Here is a 25,505-nt window from a genome sequence, read left to right as displayed (position 1 = left end):
ACAGCTTGCTTATTGCCTAGAAATTAATTAGTATTAAATTTGCATTATATTTAATGCATAGCTTCACGAAATGGCATTATGGATATTAGCCGCGACATTGAATCACTTTCTAACTTCAAGCGAAACACGGTTAGGTTTCTTGAACAGATGAAAGAAACCAGGGAACCCGTTGTATTGACGATCAACGGCAAGGCTGAACTTGTTGTACAAGATGCACAGGCATATCAAGCGCTTCTTGACCGTATCGACTATTTAGAAACAATGAAAGCGATAGAACAGGGGTTACAAGACGTAAAGGATGGTAAAAGCATTGTTTTAGAGGATTTTATAGCTGATATGCGGAAAAAACATGGCATTCACGGTTAAGCTTTCCGCCCTTGCAACCCAGCATATTGAGGATGCGTATTCATGGATACAAGAAACCAACCCTGGCGCTTTGGATGAATGGTTTAATGGTATTACAAACGCCCTTCAATCCCTGAAAAACTTGCCCTATCGATGTTCGAGAATACCTGAGACGGGCGAGTTGAATCAGGAAATTCGTCAACTTATTTACTTTCCTCGTCGGCGGGTAGTTTTCCTTTCTTGTTGCCTGCCGTGGATGTCAATATCCTAATCTGATAAACCCTATTGACTACAGGTAAACCGTCCTTCTGGCTGACACGGGAAGGACGGTTTTTCACTCTTTAGTGTGCGGGGCGTGGTTTGAAATAATTACATGATTTTTAATCGTCATCGTCGGGGTCAAATGAGTAAGTAAGGCTGAAAACCATACTAGACAAACATTCCATTCATCAATATTTTAGGACTTACGCACTGTACAAAAGAAGCATCTTGTGTATTAACGTAAATAGGTTGTTTTAGGCTTTTGAAGGGCGCTTTTGATTGCTGGCGATCGCCAAAATATGATTGAAAACCCTAACCAAAAGCCTTGAAAACTATACCTGTTATTTTCGCTTTTCTGTCAATGCGTAAGTCCTATATTTTTGGAAATTCTCAATGTACCAATTAACCTATAATTAGGTATCGTTCTGTAACCAACCTTTGATGACTGTTTTTCCAACTTTGAGATACTTATTGTCTAAAAAAAACTCTTCAATAGCTGTCTCTCCTCCTTCTTTTAATGCAGCTATCGCCTGTTGCTTAATATCTGGTTTAGTAGCAATATTGACGTAATCTAAAGATTACTCAATATCTCCAAAAATCTTTAGTCTACTTCAGTAGACTTTAACTATTAGCCTTGAACTTTAGTTCAGGGCGGGTCAGGAAACCAACAGATAAGCCAAATAAGCTTAAGTTGACACCGATGGGCACTGCCGTGCCCCTACACATCGCGATATATTGTACCGCATCTGAATGGGAAGCGCTATAGTGTTCTGTTACCAAACCTGGGAAGTGTAATGTACCATCAATAAATTTTGCAAATGCTCAATGCCCAATACCCTTTTACCTTGTAATCCGCCGCATATAATTCCCCCACAACTGGGCTGCTTGAGCGCTGCTACCAGATGTTGGGGAATTATTGTCGTTTCCCAGCCAAACGCCAGTTACAAGTCGCTGACTGGGGATAAAACCAATGAACCACAAGTCAACGTTTTTATCAGTGGTGCCAGTTTTACCAGCTTCTCCTAGTCCAATGGCAGCACTACGACCAGTACCTCTGGCGATTACACCACGCATTAAAGTAGTCATTTCATCGGCGACAGCATTTGTCAGCACTTGTTTGTTAGCAGCTGGATCTTGGTCGAAGGAGTAGATTACCCGACAAGTTTTGATATCATTGCGATCGCGGCAATCACCACTGTCTAAAATTCGGCTAATGGCATGGGGAGGATTGGACACACCGCGATTGCCAATAGCGCCGAAAGCACCAGTCATTTCTAAAACATTGACCACGCTTTGACCTAGTACCAAGCCAGGAACCGGATCGAGGTTTGATTTTATCCCTAAACGCCGCGCCATTGCCACAACTTTATCCAGCCCGACTTCTTTGGCAACTCGCAAGGCAATGGGATTTTCTGAAAGCGCCAGCCCGGTGGCAATATCGAAACTCGTGTCAGCACCAGCACGACAGGGTTTATAAGTAAAGCCTTGCCAACTTAAAGGAGCGCAGGAATAACTCTTTGATGGTGAAATTCCCTGTTGAATAGCGGCAGTGTAAGCAAAAATTTTGAAGGTGGAACCTGGTTGTCTTTTGGCTTGAACAGCACGATTGAACTGACTTTTTTTGTAATCAGTTCCACCTACCATTGCAAGAATGCTGCCTGTACTAGAGTCAAGAGTTACCACAGCTCCTTGAGAAAAATTAAAATTTCTACCAGAGTTGTTCACCGAATTACTCAACGCGGCTTCTGCTTGTCTCTGTATGGCTGGATCAAGCTTGGTTTCAATGATATAGTTTCCCTCTCTTGCGGCTCCCTCTCCCAAGATTGATTCGAGTTCAGAAAAGACGTAACTGTAAAAATAAGGTGCGATCGTTTTAGCTTGTTGTTCGCAGACTTTAGGACTAATTTGGACGGTGGAGCGTCTAGCTCGGTTCGCATCCTCTGGTTTAATTTTGCCCATCTCCAGCAACCGCTTAATCACACGATTCCGGTATTCAGCCGCTTCTAGCTTATTTGGCCCATTCCCACAAAAATCGAAGGCGTTGGGAGCAGGTAAAATTCCTACCAATGTTGCTGCTTCTGCCAAAGTTAATTCTTTAGCTGGCTTCTCAAAGTAATACCGGGCTGCATCCTCAAAGCCAGAGGTATCCCCGCCCAAAAAAACCCGATTTAAGTACATCAGCAAAATATCATCTTTGCTGTAAAAGGTTTCGAGTTTTAGGGCGACAACTGCCTCCCGCAATTTGCGTCCAAGAGTATCTTGTCTGCCTACATACTCACGGAACAAACTGCGGGCAACTTGCTGGGTAACAGTACTGGCTCCTTGTTGGACATCTCCGCTGCGGCTATTGATCAACACGGCTCGTAAAATACCCAGAGGGTCAACCCCAAAGTGCCAGTAATAACGAGTATCTTCTGAAGCTACTACGGCAGCAGGCAAATAAGGGCCAAATTCCTCTAATCGCTTCATGTCTACATGAGAGATTGTCCGAGGCTCTCTCAAGGGGGTGGCTCCATCACGGGCGTAAACAACTACTGGGGCGCGTGTCGCTGTCGGTAGAGGTTTAACTTTAAATTTCAGCCATTCGACGCCAATCACTAATATTAACAGGGCAGTGACACCACCGACACCATAAGCTGTCCAAGTTGCAGCTTTGACATACCATGCTGGTGGATCGACGTATTGCAAACGTACAGAAGCAGCGAGTTCTGGGGGCCCCAGAGTCAGAATATCGCCGTGACGCAGTTCTAGGGAGCTAACACGACGCTTGCCACGATAAATGCCGTTGGTCGAGTTTTCGTCTTTGATGACAAAAACTGGTGTGCTATGAGTAGAATTTCGCGATAGCGACAGGTGAATTTGGCTGACAACAGGGTTACGGATGACGATATCGCTGGATTTGGAGCTACGACCGAGAATATAGCGATCGCCCAACAGTGGATATACCTCTGCTTTATCCGCCCCCGCATCCTGCACCCAAAGTTCTGGTACTTTAGCATTAGGCTTGAGCGCCAATTTAGAAAAATCGACTCTAGCTTGAATCGTATGTACTGCTTGAGTCAGTTGACCTATTAACGTTTGTGGCTTGTGAGGGGGTTGGGGGGAACTCATCGGCTATTCACATCACAGTTTTTAGTGAAGAATCGGGCGAATTACAATCAATTTTAGATGTTAGTCTTTCATCATTTTACTCATAAGCTAAAGAATAAATTAGCTATACGGAACTTTTTGATTTAATTTATACTTTAATTTATATTAAGATCAGCACTAATTTGTGATTTTCATCACTTGTTTATAAAAGCACAAATTTTTTTCCCATTCTCAAAGGCTTATTTAAGCTACTGTTGTCAGTTCAATAACTACAGGCATTATTTTTAATTTTGTATTTTTAAACACTAGTTATCAGCAAACAACAGGTTTCATTTTTACCAATTTTATATATCCACATACTCTGAAACAAACTTAAACATCTTCATTTAGGAAGATTTTCTAAATCTCATTGTCTGTTTTAATGGGCCGATGTGTTCCGTTGAGGTTAATTTCAGAATGATGGGAAAATCTCTGACCCTGATTGGTGCAGCTTTATCTTTGGCACTTACCACTAATATTGCTGTAGCCGAATCCAGTAAATCCCCCATAGCTCAATCTAGTAGCGACTCTACTAGCGCACCAACGGAAATCAAGATATCGCCAGAAGGTATGAAAATTCTGTGCGAGTATTTTCCGCTCAACTCCCGCTGTCCCAATAATGGCACAGCAGCCACTCCTACCCCTAGCGCTCCTAGTAGCACTACAGTACCAGCAGAAACCACAACGCCTGATAGCACAACTGCACCAGGAACCGTCACCCCTCCTGGATCTGGCACTCCCGAAAGCACTCCAGCACCAGGTAGTATTACCCCACCAGCATCCGGCGCTCCTAGCAACTCAACTCCAGCACCAGGTAATATTACCCCACCAGCACCTGGCGCTCCTAGCAATTTAACTCCAGCACCAGGTAGTATTACCCCACCAGCACCCGGCGCTCCTAGCAATTTAACTCCAGCACCAGGTAGCTCAACTACACCTGAACAACCTGGTACTCCCGGAACTCCTGGCAGCACTACCGAACCAGGTAACTCAACTACACCTGAACAACCTGGCGCTCCTGGCAGCAGTGTTGAACCAGGTAACTCTCCCAGTACTCCCGGCTCTAGTTCACCAAAAACTCCTACCACAGGTAATTAAATTAAAAGCTGGGGCATAATCTAAATGCTAGTTTGCCATCAGCGATCGCCGGTGCATCTTTACTTGACCTCTTGTCAGGTAAAAAATTAAAATAGCTGAAACCTTATAGATAAAGTCTTCGCATATAAGACTGGGCAAGGGTTTCATCAATCAATAGCCTGGGATGATTCATCCCAGGCTTAATAGTTTAATGCGATCTGCCAGTTGAAGTTGGTGTTTTTTGCAAGGAAGCAATTAACAGACAAACAATACCAATACTAATAAATGAATCTGCCACATTAAATACAGCAAAGTTAATCAGGCGAAAATCAAGAAAATCAACTACGTAGCCTAAAACAAAACGATCAATACCGTTGCCCATAGCTCCACCTAAAATCAAGCCATAGCCTAACTGATCCCACAAATTTAACGTTGGGCCAACCAGTGCTAACGCTATTAATACTAAACTCACTCCTAAAGATAACCAGCGCAACCATTCCACTTTCCCGCTTAACAGACTAAAAGCAGCACCAGTGTTAGTGACATAGGTGAAGTGAAATATCCCAGGTAAGAGTGGTAGTGTCTGCCCCAAACTAAAGCTTTGCACTATCCAGTACTTTGTTATTTGGTCTAAGAAAAAAGTGATAAAGGCAGCGATCCAGAAAAGACGATTTTTTAAACGCATGGTGAATTAGTCATTGGTCATTGGTCATTGGTCATTAGTCATTGGTCGTTGGTCATGAGCTTTTGACAAATGACAAAAGACAAATAACAATGAACTAATAAAACATTAAGTGACGCAATATATATGCTATTACACTAACTGCACAGACTACAGTTAATTGACCTGGTAGTGCAAACCAGGAGTATCTGAGGATTGCTTGCATCAAGGGTAGGTTTTCTGTGCCTTTCCACTGAAAAAGATAGCTAATAATCAAATAAGTAATACCGCAGATGTGGAGGGTTAACAAGCCACAGATGCAACTAAAGGCAAGAGTTTCTAGTCGAGGTCTAGCTTTAAAGGCGAACAAACCACAAATCCAAGCTCCAGGAATAAAGCCTAGTAGATAGCCAAACTGAGATAGCTTGACATAACCAATACCACCACCATCGGCAAATACTGGTAGTAAGGTTAACCCCATGACTAAATAGGCGATTTGTGAGAGCGCACCGGCATTTTTGCCCCCTAAACAACCTACCAATAATACTGCGCCAATTTGAAAAGTGACACCTAAAGAAAAAGTCTGAATTCCGTGCTGACTCCAAGTCCAAGGAAAGGTAATGCCATAAACTTCTAGGAAGGTACCACCCATTGTCAGGAGTAAGCCAATCATAGACCATAGTAATTGATTGGAAGCAGCAAACATTTATCAGGCAACTAAGGAAAAGCAAAAGGGAAAACCAACAGCAACTAGTACAAGAAGGCAAAATTAAAAAGGCAAAATTAAAAAGAAAGAATGCTTATATTGTAAGCTTTCTGGCTATTTTAAATGGGTGGTTTATTTACGTCATCTTGTACTAGTATATTCATTAATATTGAAATAAAATCTGTGCTGATATCTTAAGAACTAGCATATTTTCTTTTGCCTTTTCAGTATGTAATTTTTCAGTTCTGCAAATTGTGGCTTAGGTGTCTATTATCTGATTTTATTGATTGAGGCGTGTTCTCAACCTGGTGTTTTACTTAGGAAATTGTAAAACAAATATCGCTTTTATCAGGAAAGGCAGAGGGCAGTCTTGCTGGAGGCAGAAGGGAATGCTGGCTCCAGATTTAAAGCCCGTGACCAAACGGGTCTTGGGTTTAATACCCCACCGTCTACACGGCGCTGACTTTTTCGTTGGGGTCTGAATCCCCATTCAATTGTTCCTTCTGCCTTCTGCCCTCAGCATAGATGCCTTCTTCAATAGTATTTATACTATTTTTTTCAGAGCATTGCCTAAATTTGGCTACAAAGTGCTTAGTATTTATAGCGATTACAGTTGAGTCCAATACAGACATAACAATTGCATACAAACGAAAAGCACTATTTTTCTTTTGCATAAAGTATAAAGCAAAGCTACGGGCTTGGAGGCAGGTATATCTAATTTGGAGTCTTGTATTTTGTACCTCATTTACTTGCAAACTGCTGTATAAACTTTTTTCATGACCGAAAACGACTCATGATACAGAGCAACTAAATTTATTTATGGGGATCATTAATTTTGAATTTTGTTAGCGTAGCGTAAAGCCTTCGGCATGGCTTCGCTTAGAGCGAGTCCGCATTCGCTTTTAGCGTCTCGTAGAGAGCGTAATTTTGAATTCGGAGCGTACCCCTTTGGGGATCTTGCTACGCGCAGCGTCTCCAAGAGTTGCGACGTGACTTGACCAACGAACGTACGTACTCTAATAATAAAGTTTTGTAAATACGTGTAATCAACTTAATATAGTGCTGTTTATAGCTTAAATCTCAAGCATGAGTATAAAATTTATCAAATAAAACTAGAAACAAGGGTTTGTTCTTCATCAAAAAAAAACAAGTATTTTTTGTTCTGTTAACCTATTGTTAATCTTTATTGCTGTGCTTTAGGAGTATCTTAGAAACGCTTACCTGAAAACTTACTAAAAAATTGATAGCGATGCTCTCACGTTTTAGTGCAACAAAAATTCATCGCCTCACAGGTTCGATTTCAGTGTTAGCACTGACAATCAGCCTCGCAGCTTGTGGCGGACAGCAAACCCCAGATAGCACAGCCACCAAGGATACACCTTCTGGTACTGCTACAGATACTACTGCTTCTTCTAGCCCAGCTAAATTAGACCTTGGCGGAACCGTAAAGTTAACTGGGGCTGGTGCGTCTTTCCCTGCACCACTCTACGATACCTGGTTTACAGATTTAAACAAAAAATATCCAAATCTGCAAGTTGACTATGCATCAGTTGGTAGCGGTGCTGGAGTTGAGCAATTTATCAAAGGCACTGTAGACTTTGGTGCCAGCGATGTGGCGATGAAGGATGAAGAAATCCAGAAAGTACCAGCAGATAAGGGTGTTATTTTGCTGCCTGTGACTGCTGGTAGCATCGTGCTAAGTTACAACTTGCCTGATGTTCCAGAACTCAAGCTTCCACGAGCCGTTTACACCGATATTTTACTAGGCAAAATCAAATCTTGGGATGATGCCCAAATTGCCAAAGCTAACCCAGGTGCAAAACTTCCTAAACAGCCAATCACAGTTGTTTATCGTTCCGATGGTAGCGGAACCACAGGTGTGTTCACCAAACATCTCAGCGCGATCAGCCCGGAGTGGAAGAGTAAAGTTGGTGATGGCAAAACTGTCAACTGGCCTGCGGGAGTCGGTGCTAAGGGTAATGAGGGTGTTACCGCTCAAATTCAACAAACTCAAGGTTCTATTGGTTATGTCGAGTACGGCTATGCCAAACAAAATAGTCTCAAGTTTGCTGCTTTAGAAAACAAGGCTGGTAAGTTTATAGTACCTAGTGAAGAGTCAGCCTCTAAAACTCTGGAATCAGTAACTCTACCCCCAGACCTCCGCGTCTTCATTTCCGATCCCGAAGGGGCTGATTCCTATCCAATCGTTACTTACACCTGGATTTTGGCTTACAAGAAATATCCCAATGCGGCAAAAGCCAAAGCGATCGAAGCTGCGATTGAATATGCTTTAACTGATGGTCAGAAGCAGGCTAGTGCATTAGGGTATGTTCCTCTACCCGCAAACGTCATCACCAAGGTGGCTGCTGCTGCGGATCAAATCAGTCCAGAGTATAAAATTTCTGTTGGCAGTGCTACTAGCGCTAATAAGTAAGAATCAAACACGCCTAATCAATAGTAACTGGAAACACGGAGTTACTAAATATATCAGTTTAAATAGATGATGAGGCGACAATTTTAGTAATCTGGTTGCCTCCCCCATTTTTCTCTGATTTAATTGTTAAAGTCGGTATTCATGACTACAAATTCTCAAAATCTGTCATCAGCGATGAAAAATCGCTCTGGCGCAGAAAAGTCCCTAGATCAGGGTTTTATTTGGCTCACTAAAATTTTCGCCTTTGGGGTTGCTGGTACTTTATTATGGATCGGGTCGCAGGTTGCAATTGGCTCTTGGCCTGCCATCCAAAAGTTTGGTGCTAGCTTTTTAGTCAACACCACTTGGAATCCGGTTAATGATAGCTATGGGGTGCTACCTCAAATCTATGGAACTCTCTTGAGTTCTTTTATCGGTCTGCTGATCGCAGTCCCAATCGGCGTTGGTACCGCTATTATACTCAGCGAGGATTTTTTACCTGCGAAAGTGAAACTGGTACTGGTTTTCGCAGTAGAACTACTCGCAGCTATTCCCAGCGTTGTCTACGGCGTGTGGGGTATTTTTGTTTTGGTGCCAATCTTAACCAACTTGGGAAAATGGCTCAATGGTTACTTTGGTTGGCTGCCATTTTTTAGCACTTCTCCTACAGGACCAGGAATGTTACCGGCGGGAGTCATATTAGCGATTATGACTTTGCCGATTATCACAGCCTTATCCCGCGATGCCTTGATTTCTGTACCTCCCAGTTTACGCCAAGCCTCTATAGGACTAGGAGCAACCCGCTGGGAAACAATTTTGCAAGTTCTTATCCCAGCAGCCTTTTCGGGCATAGTTAGCGCTGTGATGTTGGGACTCGGCCGGGCAATGGGCGAAACAATGGCTGTCACTATGTTAATTGGCAACTCCAACAACATCAGTCTCTCTCTTTTAGCACCAGCCAATACGATTTCTTCTCTACTGGCAAATCAATTCTCAGAAGCTAGTGGTTTGCAAGTTGCGGCTTTAATGTACGCAGCTTTAGTTCTATTTTTCTTGACACTAGTAGTCAATATTCTGGCAGAGTTAATCGTTCTGAGAGTCAAGCGAATATAGCTTAGTTTTTGGTTAAATTATGACTTCTAATTTTCCAGAGCGCAGTTTAACTCGCTCCCCCATGTCTCAGAGGACACTGTTTAATACAGTGATGACCGTAGTTGCATTTACCTGCGGAGTATTGGCTCTTTTGCCTTTGCTAGCAGTACTCTCTTACGTGATTATTAAAGGCTTTAGCAGTCTGAATCTGGCCGTGTTTGTGGAACTGCCACCCAAAGCTCTACAAAAGGGAGGAGGCTTTGGTAATGCAATTTTAGGCACACTACTAATGGTAGGAATTGCTGCCTTGATTAGCATCCCCTTTGGAGTTTTAGGGGCAATTTACATCACAGAATTTAGTTCGGCGAAAGTAGCTAGATGGGTACGTTTTGCCGCTAACGTCCTGAGTGGAGTCCCCTCGATTATTGCTGGGGTATTTGCCTATGGGATTGTAGTTTTAACACTGGTAAAATTGAACTTAGGATCGTATTCAGCTCTTGGTGGAGGGTTTGCACTGGCAATTTTGATGTTGCCCATTATTCTGCGAACGACTGATGAAGCGTTACAGTTAGTATCGCAAGATTTGCGACAAGCTTCTGTAGGGTTAGGAGCGACTAACTTTCAAACGGTAAGTCAAGTAGTTTTACCAGCAGCTTTACCAGCTATTGTAACTGGGGCAACGCTAGCGATCGCCAGAGCATCTGGAGAAACCGCACCATTGCTATTTACTGCTCTGTTTTCTAATTTTTGGCCAGATGGCTTATTTCAACCAACAGCTTCTCTGGCTGTCTTGGTTTACAAATATGCCATTTCTCCGTTTAAAAATTGGCAATCTCTAGCTTGGGCTGCATCTTTGATATTGGTATTGATGGTTCTAATCACAAGTATCATCGCTCGCTGGGCAACTCGTCAAAAAGCTTAGTAAACAACCATCCACAGTGCAAATCCCCATCGCTTAAACTAACACTAGATTTAATTTATGGCTACCAACACTAGGACAGTGAATGACACTGAAACCGTTTTACGCACTGAAAATCTCAACGTTTACTATGGCAAGTTTTTAGCCTTACAGAATATTTGGCTAGATATACCGAAAAATCAGGTGACAGCTTTTATCGGCCCTTCTGGTTGTGGTAAAAGTACGTTGTTGCGATGCTATAACCGTCTCAATGACTTGATTGAGTCATTTCGGGCAGAAGGTAAGATACTTTTTTACGATAAAAACTTGTATGCACCCGATATCGACCCTGTAGAAGTGCGTCGGAGAATTGGGATGGTGTTTCAAAGACCAAACCCATTTCCAAAATCAATTTTTGACAATATTACTTTTGGAGCCAAAATCAACGGCTACAAAGGTAATTTGGATGAATTGGTAGAAAGCAGTCTCAGAAAAGCAGCTTTGTGGGATGAAGTCAAGGATAAACTACATCAAAGTGGCTCGTCTTTATCCGGTGGACAACAACAACGGTTATGTATTGCTCGCGCGATCGCAGTCCAACCTGAAATTATACTGATGGATGAGCCTTGCTCCGCTCTTGACCCCATTTCCACCTTGCGTGTTGAAGAACTGATTCACGAACTTAAAGAGCAATATACTATTGTCATCGTCACCCATAACATGCAGCAAGCAGCCCGTGTTTCTGATAAGACAGCCTTTTTTAATGTTCGGACTTCAGAGACAGGAAGCCGTAACGGTTATATGGTAGAGTATGATGCAACAGAAGTAATTTTCAACAATCCTCAGCAGGAAGATACCAGAGATTACGTCAGCGGCAAATTTGGATAAATAAATATTTCACATTGTTGATGTTAGAGCAGTGAGGGATACTCGGAAATTAAGGCTGTACGATATTCCTCTATGTTTTTTATTTGCAGGACTTTTTTCCTCTCAGGCAAACCTCATCTCCATGCTGTCCGAAGTATATTACCTGGTGCGCTCAAAAACTGATGGTAATTATCTCATCGCCCGTCCTAATGCTGAAACATCGGGTTATTTATTACTGTTTCAGGAAAATTTTGACGCTCTCAGCTATCTCAATACCCATGCAGCAGAAGTGGCAAATCGCTTTGCTGTAGAATCTATTGCGCGTACACAGTTGGGAAACTTGCTTAAACGTTGGGGTTTTAACGGTGTGGGTATTGTGACTGACCCATTATTGCCCAAAGTTGAGTTTTTACAGCACAGTTAAAATAATTCGTAATTCGTAATTTTTGTTAATTAAATAGTTGTGCGTAGGCGTAGCCCGTCGTAGACATCGCACAACTAAAATCAGGTAATATGGGTGAACTCAATTCATCACCATTGAATAAGGTAGCAACTAATTTTAAACTCGCTTGTTCGCGTCGATATACTTCCACCTGTTGCTTGCGCCAATCTACAATCCAATATTCTCTGACTCCTCGTGATGAGTAGAGCTTAAGTTTTAGTTCTCTGTCCCGCTTTTCGTTTTCACTACCAGCAGATAGCACCTCTACAGCAAGTTCTGGCGCACCAGTCAAATGCCCAGCCTCGTCTAAAAGTAGGGGTAATCTCTCGTTGCTAGCCCAGACAACATCGGGAATAACATTATCATTGTCGCCAAAAATTATTCCTGGAGCCGTCACAACTTCTCCTAGACCATTAAAAGGGAACAGGGAACGGGCAACAGGCAACAGGGAAATCCCCATAATTAAAATCAGGGGATTTGTACAAGGACAAATTGAAACATCGTGGCTGACGCCATCTCGTTTCAAATATTTTTATCTCTTTTCATAAATAAATTTAGGGGCTTTAAACCCTGTATTCGGGGCTAATTTTTTTTCTGTTCCCTGTTAAGAGTTCCCTGTTCCCGCCCCGAAGGGGCTTGGTAATTTGTGACCAGTTATCCAAGGAAGTGCTAATTCTGACACAAGTTTTTTGATGCTTCCAGTGAGGCGCTTTAGTCACAAACAATTCTCCGTCAATAATTTCATAGCGATTCCCGTTATCTGGAAACAACTCTAAGTCGGCGGTAGTCCAGCGCACTCTCTCAGATATTGGCTGGTTCATAAATTATCTTTGTTGAGGGATTTACCTATTTTAGCCTGAGTGGAAATGGAACATTTTAGTTGCACTCCCATAATCTATATGATATTCCTTGCAAAGAATATCATGATTGACATTCCTTGTAAGGAATACTATACTTTGAGGTAGGAAGTGAATTGGACTTGGGAACTTTATCAAGATGTCAATGGGGAAATCCCCAAAGATTTGCTTGCTTTTTTCATTAGGATGATTCCTGAACAGGAGCAACCAGAAAATCCACCAAAGCCATTACTGAGTCTTTCCGAAACCAGGCGTTTGCAAGTTAACCTTGGCTACCTGTGTAACAAAGGACTCGCATCACTCACCAGTGGCATCTTTGAGAAACTCGAAGATGACCTGTATGAATTACGTATGACCAAGAGCGAACATAATCCAAGGTTTATTTTAACGGCTGCTACACCTGGGCGCTTTGTAGTGCTGCACGCCTTTATGAAGAAATACGACAACGCTATTAAAGATAGAGACAAAGAGGCTGCAAGAGTAAGATTACGTGAATTGCAGCAGAGGGAAAATTGATGGAAAAACCTAATTTTCAAGCTTGGTTGCAGAAGAAGGTAAGCGATGAGCCAGAAGTAATTTTGGCGGGAAAGTTAGAGTATCTGCGTCTATATCTTACTGATGCCATGCGGGAAATACGTAATAAAGCAGGATTGACTCAGGCACAGTTAGCCCAAAAACTGGGAGTAAAGCAGGCGGCTGTGTCCAAGTTGGAGTCGGCATTAAAGGAACATGAGTTGGAATCGGTGTTGCACTATTTACATACCTTGGGTGCAGATTTGCTGGTAGCCGTCAAACAAGGAGATGACTTATATCAAGCTAGTGATAACGAAGGTGTGTTGCTGGTAGATGTACCAGATGTAGTTTTCCAAAAAGCATTGGCGGCAAACATGAGCGTGCGGGAATATGTGCGTCTAGCCGTTGAGAAGTTTTCTGGTGAGGATGATGGACTGAGAACAGCTTTGGTAAAACTACTTGAAAGTGACGATTTGGTGGCGGTGAAAGTAAGAGCGCGTTTAGGTTCAAGGACAATCCAAGAAGTTGCTGTTGAGTTGGAAAAATGTTTGAGTCTATCTGAAGAAGATAGGATTTTTGCTGTGAAAAATGTTTTGGCTGCTAATGTGGCGTGTGGAGAAAGTAATCGTGGAAGTAGTGATGAAGTTGATGAAATTGAGTTGTTGGATTTAGCCGAAGAATTGCTAGAAAAGTTGGCAGATATTTAGGATGACACAGACTACAGTCTACCTTGGTGCTACATCTCTAATCTAAAGATAGAGAGTTTTCCACTTATCATTTAGACTGATAAAATAATTTTAAAATTTTAGCGATATACTCCAGATTTGAGGTTTATCATTATTTGCAAGCCAAAGAAATTAAAACACAATTAAGATTACTAATAGAGGAAGCATCTATTATAGATCCTGTTTTAGCGAAAAGGTTAGAAGAGATTAATCGCTGGGTGAAAGATGTCAAACCGGGTTCGCTGACTGCGAAAAGATTTGTCATACTGTTTTTGCAACAAATGCTCCAAGATGCTGAAGTTTGGCTGAGACTTAAATCATTACCATCTGAAGAAGAGCAGCAATCAGCGTTAAGAGTACTGAATCCAACTTTAAAATATTGGTATGGCTACTTGTTTCCTAAATGGTTGAGTGAAAACGACCCTAAATTTTATATCTGGAGACGAAAACTGATGGCGGGGGAGTTCAATCAGGAGGATGCCAAATTAATTGGCTCTATTGCTAATAATATTAAAAATTGTGGTGGCACGACTGTATTACGCTATGTTGCAGACCTGTCTATGGCAACTGATATAATTGTTAGCAGTACGCAAGAGAGTCCACTATGTATTCAACTCACTAGCGTCTCAGAAGAATTTTCTCAAGAAAAGTTTGATGATTGGGAAAATGCCCTAATTTTTTGGGCAATAGATAGAGGATTATTTTTAAGTTACAATCCCCGTGCAACTGATTTTGTAAATCAGATAGTCAATATATTATTATCTAACAGCGATAATCTCAGTATAGGTAGTTATTTAAAATTTAATTTATAGTTGTCGAACAATTGCATTTACTGGATTTGTATAGCCACGTTATTACTTAACAAAGTGAGTTCTTATGGTTCAGGAAAAACAATCTGACCGTCAACAGAGATTAGACAACTTTTTACAAGCTGTAGAAGCTGCTCAGAAAGTGCAGGATGACATTATGAAGTATGGGCTTGAAGCCGCTCATTTATATTGTGATGATGTTGATAGAGATTGGCTAGAAACATGGGGAGAAGATGAAGATTGGCAGCAAAATTTTGTAGAATTAGTGACTAATTTCCTGCAAAGTGATGACTTGGTAGCGGTCAGGCTAAGAAAGCAGCTAAAAGATAAACCGCTCCAAGAGATTACTGTTGAGTTGGAAAGATGTTTGAGTTTATCTGAAGATGAAGACCGGATTTTTGCTGTCAAAAATGTATTAGTGGATGGTGTAGCGGTTGCAGAAAGTAATCGCGGAACTATTGATGAAATTGATGAAATTGAGTTGTTGTATTTAGCTGAGGAATTGCTAGAGAAGTTGGCAGAAATTTTGGCAGAAATACCATTATAAAGTTATTGAACTAAGGAAAGTAGCGGCAGTTTAGTATTTTACAAAAGACACATTATAATAGAAAATGTATAAATTATGGAAGTAATATAATACAGGTTTAAAATTTCATAACATGACTGAATCATTAAATATTGAAATTGCTATAGCAAAATATGACGCAGAACTAATACTTGTTAAGTATCCTCAACAATGGGCTGAAATACAGGATATTTTGGGAAATGCTTACTGTGATAGAATTCGTGGTGATTGGGTAAACAATGGAGAGAAAGCAATTAAGGCCTTTAAAAAAGCTTTAAAAGTTTATACTCGTGAAAAATTTCCACAAGAGTGGGCTAGTATCCAAAATAGTTTAGCAACTATCTACTCTAATTTATGTGCTATAGATGAAGCAAATACTGAATTAGCAATATTTTGCTGTCAAGAAGCTTTGCAAGTTTATACTCGTGAAAAGTTTCCAGCAGAGTGGGTAATGGTTCTTACTAATTTAGGTGCTGCCTACAGAGAAAGAAAACAAGGAGAGCCAATAGAAAATTTAAAGATAGCTATATCCTGGTATAAAGCTGCTTTAGAAGAACATATTTATAAATGTTTTAAGGCTGGTTTAGAAGAACATATTTATGAAGATTTTCTGCCAAATTGTGAAGATTTTCTAGAAGATTTGGCTGGACTTAAAAACAATCTTGGCAATGTATATCGTGACTTAGCTAAAGAGGAAGGCACAAACAATTTAGAGCAAGTATTTTATTACTTTAATCAGGCTTTAGAAGTTTATAGTTGCGAATCTTACCCGCTAGATTGGGCAATGGTTCAAAATAATTTAGCTTTCACTTATTATCAGCAAGGAAATATTAATCAGGCATTTGCTTGTTTTCGCTTATCACTAAAAATTTGTACACCCACTGCCTTCCCTACAGATTGTCTCCAATATGGAGGTAATTTCGGAGACAAAGCTTTTGCGGTGGAGCGTTGGACAGAAGCAATTGAGGGGTACGACTTTGCTATTAAAGCGATAGAGCAAATTCGTGTTTGGAGCCGCTCTGAAATTCGTCGTCAACAGATTTTGCAGGGAACTATTGAAGTTTATGAAAAGATAGTGCAAGCCTGTATCAATGGGGCAATTGATGACACCAAGCTGGCGTTTACCTCAACTTGTAGAAGTATTTCTGTCTTGCTGCGAGACAAATCTCGGTATTCCATCCCTGACTGATGATATTCTTACTCTCTCCACAGGTTTTTTATGTGCAGGTGCGAGAAGCGTTGTTAGTAGTTTATGGTTAATAGATGACTTAGCAACAGCATTATTTTCCATCTTTTATTATCAGCAGCAACAAGAAGGTAGAAACCGTCCTGAAGCATTACAGAAAGCGCAAATTCAGCTACGAGAATTTACAAAATTAGACCTAAATAAAATATTTCAGGAAGTAGAAGCAAGGGAAAAATTATTGATAGTAAATAGAAAAAAATATCCTTCAGATTCTATCGAATATCAACAATGGGAGCTTGAATATAATATGTATACTAAATTGAACAGACAAATTAAAAAAATAGAAAACTCTACTCAGCAATTTCCCTTTTCAGATCCTCATTACTGGGCTGCTTTTATTTGTCACGGTTTACGGTGAGAAAATAATAGTATTGGGGTGATTACTCGCCCTGTTCATCAACCTGATTAAAATTTGGTAAGAATTTAGGATTCAAAGTTTGGTCTAAAGTGTAGGGACAGATTTCTGGAAAAACATTTTCACCCAACTCAGTTTCTCGAATTGCTAAAGCCAAACCTAGTTCATAAACACTGAAGAAAACTTCATCAAGATAGGGTTTCAAACTAGGGCTATCTTGCAGAAGCAGCTTAATTTGAACACGTTGCTCTCGAATTGTACCCAACCAGCTATTGCTACGTTTTTCAGGTTGAAATTGCCATTTCAGTAGATGTCCTAGCAATACTCCCAGCCGATTTCGCAATTCTTGCCGTTCTTTTCTGCCCAAAGTTTCAATTTCTTCAATCAGGTTAACTGTATCTAATTGTTCCCACTGTTGAGTTTTGAGTAAGCTAACCTGCTTTTGCGTCCAATCATAGAAATCTGTTTCATATAGGTGAGATGTGTACATTTTTTCCACTTTATTTACACCTATCTACTTACCTACCCCTGCGGTAACACTTGCACAAAAATCCAAAATCTAAAAATAAATATTGGGTGGAGCGATGCATAGGGCGGCAAGCTACGCCCCACCCAACCTAAAATAATCTAATAGACATCTCCAGAAATTAAAGATGCGTTACCCAGAACCCTTGTAGAGACGTAGCACTGCTACGTCTCTACATTCTTTTTCGGAGATGTCTAATAAGTAACGACTAATTCGCTACCTCAGCCACTTCAATAACTCGCCCTTCATAGTCCTTGACTAAAAAGTTCAGGGGTTTCTGGTTACGAATCTTCAATTTCAAACCGCGCGTTTCGACTCGCATTAAAATCATTTCCAGGCAGTCGTGGTCAAAACAAACGTGGCGTTGCTGATTTTTCCTACCTAAACTCGCGCCAGTAATAATGTGTAGCTGGGTGTTTTTCTTCAATTGATACCACAGCCCATCATTGGCATTATTCATCATTTTACCAGACAAGCTCGGCCCAGTAGACATATATAGCGGATCAATGCCAGTTGCGCCTATAGTTTGTTCGTAGTTGTAGTAGTAGTGCAATGGCACTTCAGCTGCCGGCAAATCTAGCAGCCCTTCATACAACTGTCGGGCAATTTCCAAATCTGACACCATTACAGTATGTACTTTTGGCGCACTGGTGAGAAACATCCACATGGCACCAGCGTAAGCTGCTAGCAGCATTACCATAATGCCTTGGGTGGAAAATAGGCTATCCAAGGGCAGGGAAGGCAGAAAGGAGCCTAAAGTAAGGGGACTGACCAGGAACGATATCACACTAGCTGCTATAACCATGAACAAATAAGGATTCTATAAGGTAGTTGATTTTATGACTGTCGATTAAGACTAAAATTAAGTCCTTGTTTCTAGTTTATCAATACTCAAGTAGTCTGAGTCTCATCTACAAACTGAACAACACCAAGATATTATGCGATTAACTAGGGGAGTGCAATTCCCAAAACTATTTTAACAATTATCAATCGCAAGGCTCATGCAAATTCCTCATTTTACGGAAGCTAATCACCCGCTAGTGAAGTCGCTATTCCATCACAGTGACTATGAACTACTGACTCTGTTTCAGCGCTATCCAGATGCCGGAAAGTACTTTACGGTAATTTTTTGCCGCTATAGTCCCATAGTCTATACCTTAATTCGGCATTCGGCGCGATCGCCTGTGCAAGCAGATTATCTGTTTGCCCTCACTTGGCGACATATCTATTACGAACTCGGTGGACTCAAATTAACTGACTCTGAATCCGGCGAGGAAGCCTTAACCATGCAAAATTGGTTAATTAATATGACAGCTTTCTGTATTAACGAGATTAAACTACCACCCACAGAAGCAATTCATTATTCTCTGCAAGCGACTTCGCCACCGCTATGGTGCTATGTAGAACAGGCGTTAGACCAACTACCACCAGTTTTACGATTAATCGTGTTAATGTCTCAAACTTTCCACTGGAGCGAAACTAGAATCGCTGCCTATCTCCAAGCCGAAGGAGAAGCGATCGCTCCAAGTGTTGTAGCCAATTTTCTTCAGGAAGGCTATCGTATGCTAGAGGACAAATTACCCGCAGATATCCGCGCTATCTACTTTGGGGAAGATTTCGCTCAATCATAACTTAAGTACAAATGCGTATATTGAATGTCTTCAATTTAAAACTTAAAACTTCTTCTTAGACCTTCTACTTAAACCCGCAACTTTACGGGCAATTTTTATGAAACAACAGCTTGTATTTTCCTGGCAAAAGGTAGGCTTAATTTGTGTAGGTACTGTTTCTCGTCCCCAGGTACTTTTACACAGCTTTTTACTGTTTACTTTTTTGCTGAGTCCTGTAGCTGCAAGTGTGGTTGATATTACGCAACAACTCCATCGACCTTTAAATAGTTCGGTTGGGCGACAATCAAGAGATGAAGCAGATAGTTTGCTGCGTATCGGTGAACAACAATATACTTCAGGATATGCCGACAAAACAGTTGCGTCTTGTTTGCGGGCACTAGAACTATATCACTCAATTGGCGACCTGAAAGCACAAGGTCTGACGTACAATTTGCTTGCTAAGGCTTATATCCAGCTTGGTAGTTCAAAAGAGGCTGAAGATGCTTTAAGAAGAGGATTAGCGATCGCTCGTGATACTAAAGACTTCCAAGCTCAAATTTTTGCGCTGAATAATATCGGTACATTTCTGCTGCAACAAGGCGAATCTGCTGCTGCTGGTAAAACAGTTGAAGATGCACTCGCAATTGCTTATGGTGTGAAAAATATTGAAGGTGAAGGACTATCTTTGAGTAATTTGGGTTTGGTAACTGCCAGGTTGGGAGATTACAACAAAGCAATTAAGCTTTACGAAAATGCTTTAACTTTCCGCCGTCAGACTGGTGATGCCATCGGTGAAGCAAATACCCTGAATAATTTAGGTGATGCCTATTTAGCATCTGGAAATTATCAAGATACTATTGCTACTTATGGTGAAGCAATGCGGATAGCTAAAACCAACCGCGATCGCACTAATGAATTACGGGCAATTGACGGTTTAGTTACGGCTCACACTGCTGTCGGACGTTACGAACGGGCCTTTGACTTGCTAGAGCAACGTTTAGCACTTGCTAAAGAATTGCAAAATTTGCGAGAAGAATTAAAATCTTTTGAATCTTACGCTCAGTTGTATAAGCAACAAGGTAATTACTTAACTGCCCGTAATTTTTACGAAAGGGCGATTACACTAGCGCGGACATTGGAAGACAGCAAGCAAGAAGTGCAATTGCAGGATCAGCTAACTCAAATGCTTCAGCGGAAGTAGCAGTCAATTTAACGTTAAAAGGGCGGTTAGAAACCGCGTCTACACAGTCAAAACCCACCTGCGTGGGTTATAGCTAGATTTTTTCTTAGCCAAGGTTGGTGTAGCTCTTATTTGTGTAGCCGCGAATGACTTTCGCCCTAGCTCTAAGTTGATTAATTCAAAAATACTGAGCCGCTTCGTTCGATTCTCATGGCACTTCTACCCTGTGTGGCATTGGTGGCTTCCTTAAATGTCACTTCCAAGCTTCCTGGTTCAGAAGAACCTTGTGGAGTTACTATTAACTGTCCGCCATCTTCTCGTTCAAATGTCACTGTTACTGGTGCTTTGAGATTTTGCAGTGTTACATCTGACTTACCTTGTAGCGATCGCGGTGCCGTATCGCCAATCACTTGGAAAGTTACATTAGTCGCAGTGTTATTTACTAACCTGACATTAACCATACCATTAGCTAGTGCGATCGTCGCACTGGGGGTTTGCCGTGGTTGTAGTTGTGGTTGCTCAGTGGAAACCGCCCCTGGTGAAGGCTGTTGAGTTTGATCGCTAGAGGCTGGGCGTGCTAGCCTGACACCTGGTTCCGCAGCTTCCCCACCGCCGACACCCAATCTTATTTGCTCTTGTGATGGGGTAGCAGGGACAGGAAGAAGCCCTTGAGCAGCTAGTCTTTCTGTTAAGGCGTTGGGAGGACATCCCTGTGGCACTACAACCTGATTATTATGTGGTTCTTCGTAGAAAATACGAGGACAAGGGTTAATTTTGGGAATAGATTCTTGTGCTAATACTTGAGGGATTGCTGGCAGGCTAATCAGTAATCCTCCACAGATAGCGCCAAATAACTCAGCAGACTTGCGAAAATTTTGAGACTTCATATTCATCATTGACTCCTAGAAAAACATCCCAGTTATCTTTTTTTAATATTTTAAAAACAGCAAATTAAATTATTTTAAGCTGTCGTTGTGTCAATATAATCCTAACAATTGGCTCTATTTTTTATATCTAACTATAGACATGAGAATTATCTAAATTAGATATAAGTTTTTCATTCATAAGGATGAAACAACTAAATCGTTAGTGATAAATCAGGAGTCAGAATAAAGAGTACAGAATTCAGAATACTCCACTCATAAAGGGATTGAGTTTTAAGAGGATGTTTGAAAAGCATTAGGCGAAATTCTATTCGCTACTACACAAAACTTAGTCCGCCTCCGTGGACTAAGAGAAAATCAAGGGTTTTTAACCCACGGAGGTGGGTTTGGTTTGTGTAGCCGCGACTTCCAGTCGCCCGGTGAGTAATAAATTAGACTTTTCAAACAACCTCTAAGGCGAATATATTTAATACTAGTTTTGCCCACTATTCCACTCGCTTTTAACCAATATTCAGACGCGACTCGAAAATACCCACTACCGCTTCGCTATCGCAGACTCGCTACCGCTGCGCTATTACCCAGTCCTACAAAATTCAACCCTGAATTCTGACTAGAGGCGGAGCGTCTCCGGCTCCGCTCCTGAATTCTAAATTCTTCTTATAAAGAAGAGTAGAAATATAAAACTATAGCAATTTAATAAATAGCTAAATATTGCAACCGTTACAGCGCTTCCGGCTATTATGCAATACAGTTTTCCTCTTGCCCCTCTCCTATCATAGCTTTCAGCTATGAGGTACATCCTCATAGCTGCCGGAAGTGCTGTATTATATAAAGTAGTAAATATGTTTACTTTTCTACATCTATCACAGGAAACAAAAATTTATTACCGAATTAAGACTCAAGAGTTATTGGTAAAGTGACAGTAAAGGTAGTGCCAATGCCTTGGGTACTTTCAACTTGAATATGACCCTGGTGATGTTCGACAATAGCTTGAGCGATCGCTAATCCTAATCCTGAACCAGTAGCGCTGGCTGTAGCTGTATTCCCAGTCTGATGAGTACGTGCCGGATCTACTCGATAAAAACGGTCAAACAACCGTGGTAGCGCTTCCGCTGGAATTCCAACTCCGGTATCACTCACCTTAACTTGCAACTGGGCACTAGTGTTACGTAATCCAGAAACGCGATTTATTCCTTCTATCCGCGCCAATTCCACTTTCACTCGTCCACCTGCTGGAGTGTAATGCAAGGCATTAGCAATTAAATTTGTGAACAGCCGCACCAATTGATCCCAATTGCCCACAAGGGTAAACCAATTTTCCAGTAATTCGGGGCTAGTTTCAGAAGCAGGAGGATCAACTAAGTCCAGAGAAAGGGCGATTTCTTTTTCAGGGACTAACAATTGTTGTTCTTCAACTACCTCCATCAGCAAAGCATCCACCGGACAAGGTGAAAAAGTATCTTTGCTAATACCACTATCCTGCCGTGCAAGGAAGAGTAAGTCATTGACTAGCTTACCCAAACGCTGTGTTAACCGTTCCACCACCTTTAACTGTTGCCGATACAGCAAAGAAGTAGTTGTTTCTGTCTCTGCTAAATCCAAGTCAGCAAGAGCAACTTGCACATTAGTTTGAATCAAAGTAATAGGACTTCTAAGTTCGTGGGAAGCATCAGCAGTAAATTGTTTGAGGCGTTGATAAGACTGGCCAACAGGTTCCATCGCTTTACCCGAAAGAAACCAACCACTTGCACCTACCGAAAGCACCATTAACCCAATACCTAGCGCCAAATCAAAAATTAACTGGCGACTGGGTTTAGTGACTTCAAACCAGGGATGACTAACACGCAGATATCCTAATACTTGCCGTCTCACTTCCACCCGTTGTGTGACTTGTCGTAATAAGAGTGGAGAGTGGGAAGTTAGCAATTTGGAATTTTCATTCCCTCCCTTGACTACACGCACAGTTTCACCAGTACGGTTAGCACGAATGGGAATATTTAGAGGCTCAGATAGCGTTGACCAAAGTAATTTACCAGTCGGACTAAACCATTCTAGGTCGATGTGGTCATCTTCTACGGTATCGGTATTGTCACGAAGACTGGCTTCTACATTAATCCGAAATTTATCTGCATCAGCATCAATTTGCTCAAATATCAGCGTAGATGCACAGCGGCTAGTTGTAAGACAACGCTCCACTATTTCAACTACATGATTAAGGGTATCATCAATCCGCTCAATCAATGTACTGCGGACGTATAAATAAACGCCACTGGCAAATAGTAATAGTAATACAGCAGTAACAGTAGTGTACCAAATTGCAAGACGGCGGCGAGTAGCCTGAAACATATTTGTTGTAGGTGGTATGCTGAAATTTTAATTAAATCCCAAAATTTCCCTTTAAAATCAAGGCTTACAGGCGATTATAAACTCAACTTCAGAACTAAGCCTCCATCCAACCTACGTCTAATGCACAATTTTTTTGCTTGCCACGCCAGTAGTGTTAGCGATCGCAAAGGTCTGTAGAAGCGTCATTACGAATTACAAATTGGTGTTAAACCTCTACCAACACTACTTCCCGTAGCTTGGCAATCACATCATTTAGATTACCCGTGTTCAGGCGATAACTCAAAGGATGGGCAATCAACCGCGCCGTGCTTTCATACAGAGTAGCGATTTCAATTAAACCATTTTCGCGCAAAGTTCGCCCTGTCGAAACTAAATCCACGATCGCTTCTGACATACCAGTAATTGGGCCTAGTTCCACTGAACCATACAATGGCACTATTTCCACAGGCAAATCTAGACTATGGAAATATTCACGAGCGCAATTCACATATTTTGAAGCAACTCTACCATGTGGTGGTAAATCTAAAGGCGACGTATAAGAACTGGATGCTTTTACTGCCACCGACATCCGACAATGACCAAACTGCAAATCTACCAAGTGGGCAACTTGCGGCTGCTTCTCTCGCAGCACATCGTAACCGACAATCCCCAGTTGTGCCTGACCATATTCCACATAAACAGGTACATCCTGCGCGCGCACCAGTAAAGCTTTCGCAATTCCCTTCGTGTCAGGAATTTGAAGTTGGCGAGTTCCTGAATCTAAAAAAGCACTAAAATCTAATCCCACACCTTGTAGCAGGCGGATGCTATTTTTAAGTAGTTCCCCTTTTGGCAATGCAACAGTCAGCATTCTTTTTCTTAGTATCCTTAGCGTTCCGGCAATTGAATAATATTGAGAATATCTCTATATGCTTACCACAAGCAGCATGAGAATTTTATTAGTTGATGATGAAATTGAACTCACTCAACCCTTGAGTCGCTTGTTAACTCGTGAGGGTTACGCTGTAGATGCCGCTTATGATGGGACATCTGGTAGCGAACTGGCACAAGCAGGCAGTTATGACCTACTGATTTTAGATTGGATGCTGCCAGGAAAAACCGGGTTAGAGATTTGTCAGGAATTGCGACGCCAAAGCAAAACCACTCCCGTGCTGTTTCTTACGGCAAAAGATACTCTCGATGATCGTGTAGAAGGTTTAGATGCTGGTGCGGACGACTATTTGGTTAAACCTTTTGAACTGCGGGAGTTATTAGCCAGAGTCCGCGCTTTATTGCGTCGTTCCGGTTCCCAAATTTATGAGACTACCACTGGACGACTAACTGTCGCTGATTTAGAACTCGATTGTGACAATCAAGTAGCCTATCGTCAGGGACGGATAATTGAGCTATCACAAAAAGAAAGCCAGTTATTGCAATACTTTATGGAACACACTGGACAATTGCTAACTCATGCCCAGATTATGCAAAATTTGTGGCAAGAGGAAGAACAACCCAGTAGCAATGTGATAGCGGCGTTAATTCGCTTGCTGCGCCGTAAGATTGAGGTGGGTAAAGAAACGACGCTGATTCACACAGTTTACGGTAAAGGCTATCGTTTTGGTGCTTCCTCGATGGAGTCAGTTTAGCAAAGAAATGTTTGTATACTGGGCACTGCTTAGTATTTGCTTAAACCCTAATTTTTATGTTATGGGCATTATCCGCCCTGCGGTAATTTGATTTTTACTAGGAGAGAAAAATAATGGTCATCAGCCTGAAAGAACTCTTAGACGACCCAAAACTTGCAGATATTGATGATCCAGAGGAGAAGTTTATCACTAGTGGGGTAAGCTGGCAAATGTATGAAGCTTTACTAGCCAAACTAGAAGATAATTCTCATTACCGTGTCACCTATTTGGATGAAATCTGTAACTGCCCAGGTAGGAATGTCAGGAATATTCCCATGAGGGAAGAAAGATGGTAGTGTTCAAGCATGAGTCCAGAAGAAAAAGATCAAAAAAT

General features: G+C 41.5%; 28 protein-coding genes. 18 read left to right on the top strand and 10 right to left on the bottom strand.

All coding sequences use genetic code 11. The annotated features are described in order from the left end of the window. Positions 1-78: 78 nt before the first annotated feature. Positions 79-366 (top strand): type II toxin-antitoxin system Phd/YefM family antitoxin, encoded by a 288-nt coding sequence (locus V7K67_RS13785; protein WP_334731400.1) that lies wholly within the window; start codon positions 79-81, stop codon positions 364-366. Beyond that, on the top strand, positions 350-616 hold the full coding sequence (locus tag V7K67_RS13780) for a type II toxin-antitoxin system RelE/ParE family toxin (protein ID WP_334731399.1): 267 nt from the start codon (positions 350-352) through the stop codon (positions 614-616). The genes V7K67_RS13785 and V7K67_RS13780 overlap by 17 nt, the downstream gene beginning before the upstream one ends. Before the next feature lie 830 nt (positions 617-1,446). On the opposite strand, the gene V7K67_RS13775 is transcribed toward V7K67_RS13780, so the two are convergent. Further along, positions 1,447-3,717, bottom strand: coding sequence for a transglycosylase domain-containing protein (locus tag V7K67_RS13775; RefSeq protein ID WP_334731398.1), 2,271 nt, complete (start codon positions 3,715-3,717; stop codon positions 1,447-1,449). A gap of 435 nt (positions 3,718-4,152) precedes the next feature. Here V7K67_RS13775 and V7K67_RS13770 point away from each other — a divergent pair, with 435 nt between their 5' ends. Beyond that, positions 4,153-4,833, top strand: coding sequence for a hypothetical protein (locus V7K67_RS13770; RefSeq protein WP_334731397.1), 681 nt, complete (start codon positions 4,153-4,155; stop codon positions 4,831-4,833). A 187-nt stretch (positions 4,834-5,020) separates the two neighbouring features. Here the strand turns inward: V7K67_RS13770 and lspA are convergent, their stop codons facing one another. Both lspA and V7K67_RS13760 read right to left on the bottom strand, forming a co-directional pair. Next, a complete protein-coding gene (gene lspA, locus V7K67_RS13765) occupies positions 5,021-5,497 on the bottom strand; it encodes a signal peptidase II (RefSeq protein ID WP_334707483.1) in 477 nt (158 codons plus the stop codon). 94 nt (positions 5,498-5,591) lie between these two features. Next, positions 5,592-6,179, bottom strand: coding sequence for a biotin transporter BioY (locus tag V7K67_RS13760; protein ID WP_334707482.1), 588 nt, complete (start codon positions 6,177-6,179; stop codon positions 5,592-5,594). Between the two features lie 1,249 nt (positions 6,180-7,428). On the opposite strand from V7K67_RS13760, the gene pstS reads away from it, so the two are divergent. The 5 genes from pstS (at position 7,429) to V7K67_RS13735 (ending at position 11,873) form a co-directional block, all read left to right on the top strand. Next, a complete protein-coding gene (pstS, locus tag V7K67_RS13755; protein WP_334731395.1) occupies positions 7,429-8,613 on the top strand; it encodes a phosphate ABC transporter substrate-binding protein PstS in 1,185 nt (394 codons plus the stop codon). Positions 8,614-8,754: 141 nt separating this feature from the next. Next, positions 8,755-9,705 carry a phosphate ABC transporter permease subunit PstC gene (gene pstC / locus V7K67_RS13750; protein WP_334731394.1) on the top strand — a complete coding sequence of 317 codons (951 nt, stop codon included), beginning with the start codon at positions 8,755-8,757 and terminating at the stop codon, positions 9,703-9,705. Positions 9,706-9,724: 19 nt separating this feature from the next. Beyond that, positions 9,725-10,606 carry a phosphate ABC transporter permease PstA gene (gene pstA, locus V7K67_RS13745; RefSeq protein ID WP_334731393.1) on the top strand — a complete coding sequence of 294 codons (882 nt, stop codon included), beginning with the start codon at positions 9,725-9,727 and terminating at the stop codon, positions 10,604-10,606. A 57-nt stretch (positions 10,607-10,663) separates the two neighbouring features. Then, positions 10,664-11,470 carry a phosphate ABC transporter ATP-binding protein PstB gene (gene pstB, locus V7K67_RS13740; protein ID WP_334710478.1) on the top strand — a complete coding sequence of 269 codons (807 nt, stop codon included), beginning with the start codon at positions 10,664-10,666 and terminating at the stop codon, positions 11,468-11,470. Between the two features lie 121 nt (positions 11,471-11,591). After that, positions 11,592-11,873: a hypothetical protein gene (locus V7K67_RS13735; RefSeq protein WP_334710477.1), complete on the top strand. Its 282-nt coding sequence runs from the start codon at positions 11,592-11,594 to the stop codon at positions 11,871-11,873. Between the two features lie 25 nt (positions 11,874-11,898). Here the strand turns inward: V7K67_RS13735 and V7K67_RS13730 are convergent, their stop codons facing one another. Both V7K67_RS13730 and V7K67_RS13725 read right to left on the bottom strand, forming a co-directional pair. Further along, positions 11,899-12,363 (bottom strand): Uma2 family endonuclease, encoded by a 465-nt coding sequence (locus tag V7K67_RS13730; protein ID WP_335166979.1) that lies wholly within the window; start codon positions 12,361-12,363, stop codon positions 11,899-11,901. Positions 12,364-12,454: 91 nt separating this feature from the next. Then, positions 12,455-12,712, bottom strand: coding sequence for a Uma2 family endonuclease (locus V7K67_RS13725; RefSeq protein WP_442943827.1), 258 nt, complete (start codon positions 12,710-12,712; stop codon positions 12,455-12,457). 147 nt (positions 12,713-12,859) lie between these two features. On the opposite strand from V7K67_RS13725, the gene V7K67_RS13720 reads away from it, so the two are divergent. The 6 genes from V7K67_RS13720 (at position 12,860) to V7K67_RS13695 (ending at position 16,964) form a co-directional block, all read left to right on the top strand. Next, positions 12,860-13,264, top strand: a complete 405-nt coding sequence (locus V7K67_RS13720; RefSeq protein ID WP_335166963.1) for a type II toxin-antitoxin system RelE/ParE family toxin — start codon at positions 12,860-12,862, stop codon at positions 13,262-13,264. Next, complete coding sequence (locus tag V7K67_RS13715; RefSeq protein ID WP_335166961.1) at positions 13,264-13,968, top strand: helix-turn-helix domain-containing protein; 705 nt, start codon at positions 13,264-13,266, stop codon at positions 13,966-13,968. Before V7K67_RS13720 ends, V7K67_RS13715 begins: the two co-directional genes overlap by 1 nt. A 134-nt stretch (positions 13,969-14,102) precedes the next feature. Beyond that, positions 14,103-14,798, top strand: a complete 696-nt coding sequence (locus V7K67_RS13710) for a hypothetical protein (RefSeq protein ID WP_335166959.1) — start codon at positions 14,103-14,105, stop codon at positions 14,796-14,798. Between the two features lie 64 nt (positions 14,799-14,862). Further along, positions 14,863-15,342, top strand: coding sequence for a hypothetical protein (locus V7K67_RS13705; RefSeq protein ID WP_334732784.1), 480 nt, complete (start codon positions 14,863-14,865; stop codon positions 15,340-15,342). 112 nt (positions 15,343-15,454) lie between these two features. Further along, positions 15,455-16,549 carry a tetratricopeptide repeat protein gene (locus V7K67_RS13700; protein ID WP_335166957.1) on the top strand — a complete coding sequence of 365 codons (1,095 nt, stop codon included), beginning with the start codon at positions 15,455-15,457 and terminating at the stop codon, positions 16,547-16,549. After that, on the top strand, positions 16,464-16,964 hold the full coding sequence (locus tag V7K67_RS13695; protein WP_335166955.1) for a CHAT domain-containing protein: 501 nt from the start codon (positions 16,464-16,466) through the stop codon (positions 16,962-16,964). Before V7K67_RS13700 ends, V7K67_RS13695 begins: the two co-directional genes overlap by 86 nt. A 22-nt stretch (positions 16,965-16,986) precedes the next feature. Here the strand turns inward: V7K67_RS13695 and V7K67_RS13690 are convergent, their stop codons facing one another. Together V7K67_RS13690 and V7K67_RS13685 are read right to left on the bottom strand one after the other, a co-directional pair. Beyond that, on the bottom strand, positions 16,987-17,451 hold the full coding sequence (locus tag V7K67_RS13690) for a DUF29 domain-containing protein (RefSeq protein WP_335166953.1): 465 nt from the start codon (positions 17,449-17,451) through the stop codon (positions 16,987-16,989). Between the two features lie 244 nt (positions 17,452-17,695). Continuing rightward, the gene (locus tag V7K67_RS13685) at positions 17,696-18,292 is read right to left on the bottom strand and encodes a glyoxalase-like domain protein (protein WP_334710471.1); all 597 of its coding nucleotides are present in this window, start codon (positions 18,290-18,292) and stop codon (positions 17,696-17,698) included. A gap of 196 nt (positions 18,293-18,488) precedes the next feature. Here V7K67_RS13685 and V7K67_RS13680 point away from each other — a divergent pair, with 196 nt between their 5' ends. Further along, complete coding sequence (locus tag V7K67_RS13680; protein WP_334732787.1) at positions 18,489-19,118, top strand: sigma-70 family RNA polymerase sigma factor; 630 nt, start codon at positions 18,489-18,491, stop codon at positions 19,116-19,118. A 97-nt stretch (positions 19,119-19,215) separates the two neighbouring features. Beyond that, positions 19,216-20,298, top strand: a complete 1,083-nt coding sequence (locus V7K67_RS13675) for a tetratricopeptide repeat protein (RefSeq protein WP_334732788.1) — start codon at positions 19,216-19,218, stop codon at positions 20,296-20,298. A gap of 152 nt (positions 20,299-20,450) precedes the next feature. Here V7K67_RS13675 and V7K67_RS13670 read toward each other — a convergent pair whose 3' ends face one another. From V7K67_RS13670 to hisG, 3 genes are all read right to left on the bottom strand, one after another. After that, positions 20,451-21,170, bottom strand: a complete 720-nt coding sequence (locus V7K67_RS13670; RefSeq protein ID WP_335166977.1) for a hypothetical protein — start codon at positions 21,168-21,170, stop codon at positions 20,451-20,453. Between the two features lie 882 nt (positions 21,171-22,052). Next, positions 22,053-23,507 carry a sensor histidine kinase gene (locus tag V7K67_RS13665; protein WP_334732789.1) on the bottom strand — a complete coding sequence of 485 codons (1,455 nt, stop codon included), beginning with the start codon at positions 23,505-23,507 and terminating at the stop codon, positions 22,053-22,055. Between the two features lie 205 nt (positions 23,508-23,712). Further along, positions 23,713-24,357 carry an ATP phosphoribosyltransferase gene (gene hisG, locus V7K67_RS13660; protein ID WP_179067730.1) on the bottom strand — a complete coding sequence of 215 codons (645 nt, stop codon included), beginning with the start codon at positions 24,355-24,357 and terminating at the stop codon, positions 23,713-23,715. Positions 24,358-24,433: 76 nt separating this feature from the next. Here hisG and rppA point away from each other — a divergent pair, with 76 nt between their 5' ends. Together rppA and V7K67_RS13650 are read left to right on the top strand one after the other, a co-directional pair. Beyond that, positions 24,434-25,132, top strand: coding sequence for a two-component system response regulator RppA (gene rppA / locus V7K67_RS13655; protein ID WP_334710483.1), 699 nt, complete (start codon positions 24,434-24,436; stop codon positions 25,130-25,132). 113 nt (positions 25,133-25,245) lie between these two features. Then, positions 25,246-25,467, top strand: coding sequence for a hypothetical protein (locus tag V7K67_RS13650; RefSeq protein WP_442943826.1), 222 nt, complete (start codon positions 25,246-25,248; stop codon positions 25,465-25,467). The last annotated feature ends 38 nt before the right edge of the window (positions 25,468-25,505 follow it).

The sequence above is a fragment of the Nostoc sp. genome, assembly GCF_036917155.1.
In the GTDB taxonomy this organism is placed as follows: domain Bacteria; phylum Cyanobacteriota; class Cyanobacteriia; order Cyanobacteriales; family Nostocaceae; genus Nostoc.
Note: the sequence above shows the minus strand (reverse complement) of the source record. Positions and strands in the feature narration are given on the sequence as shown.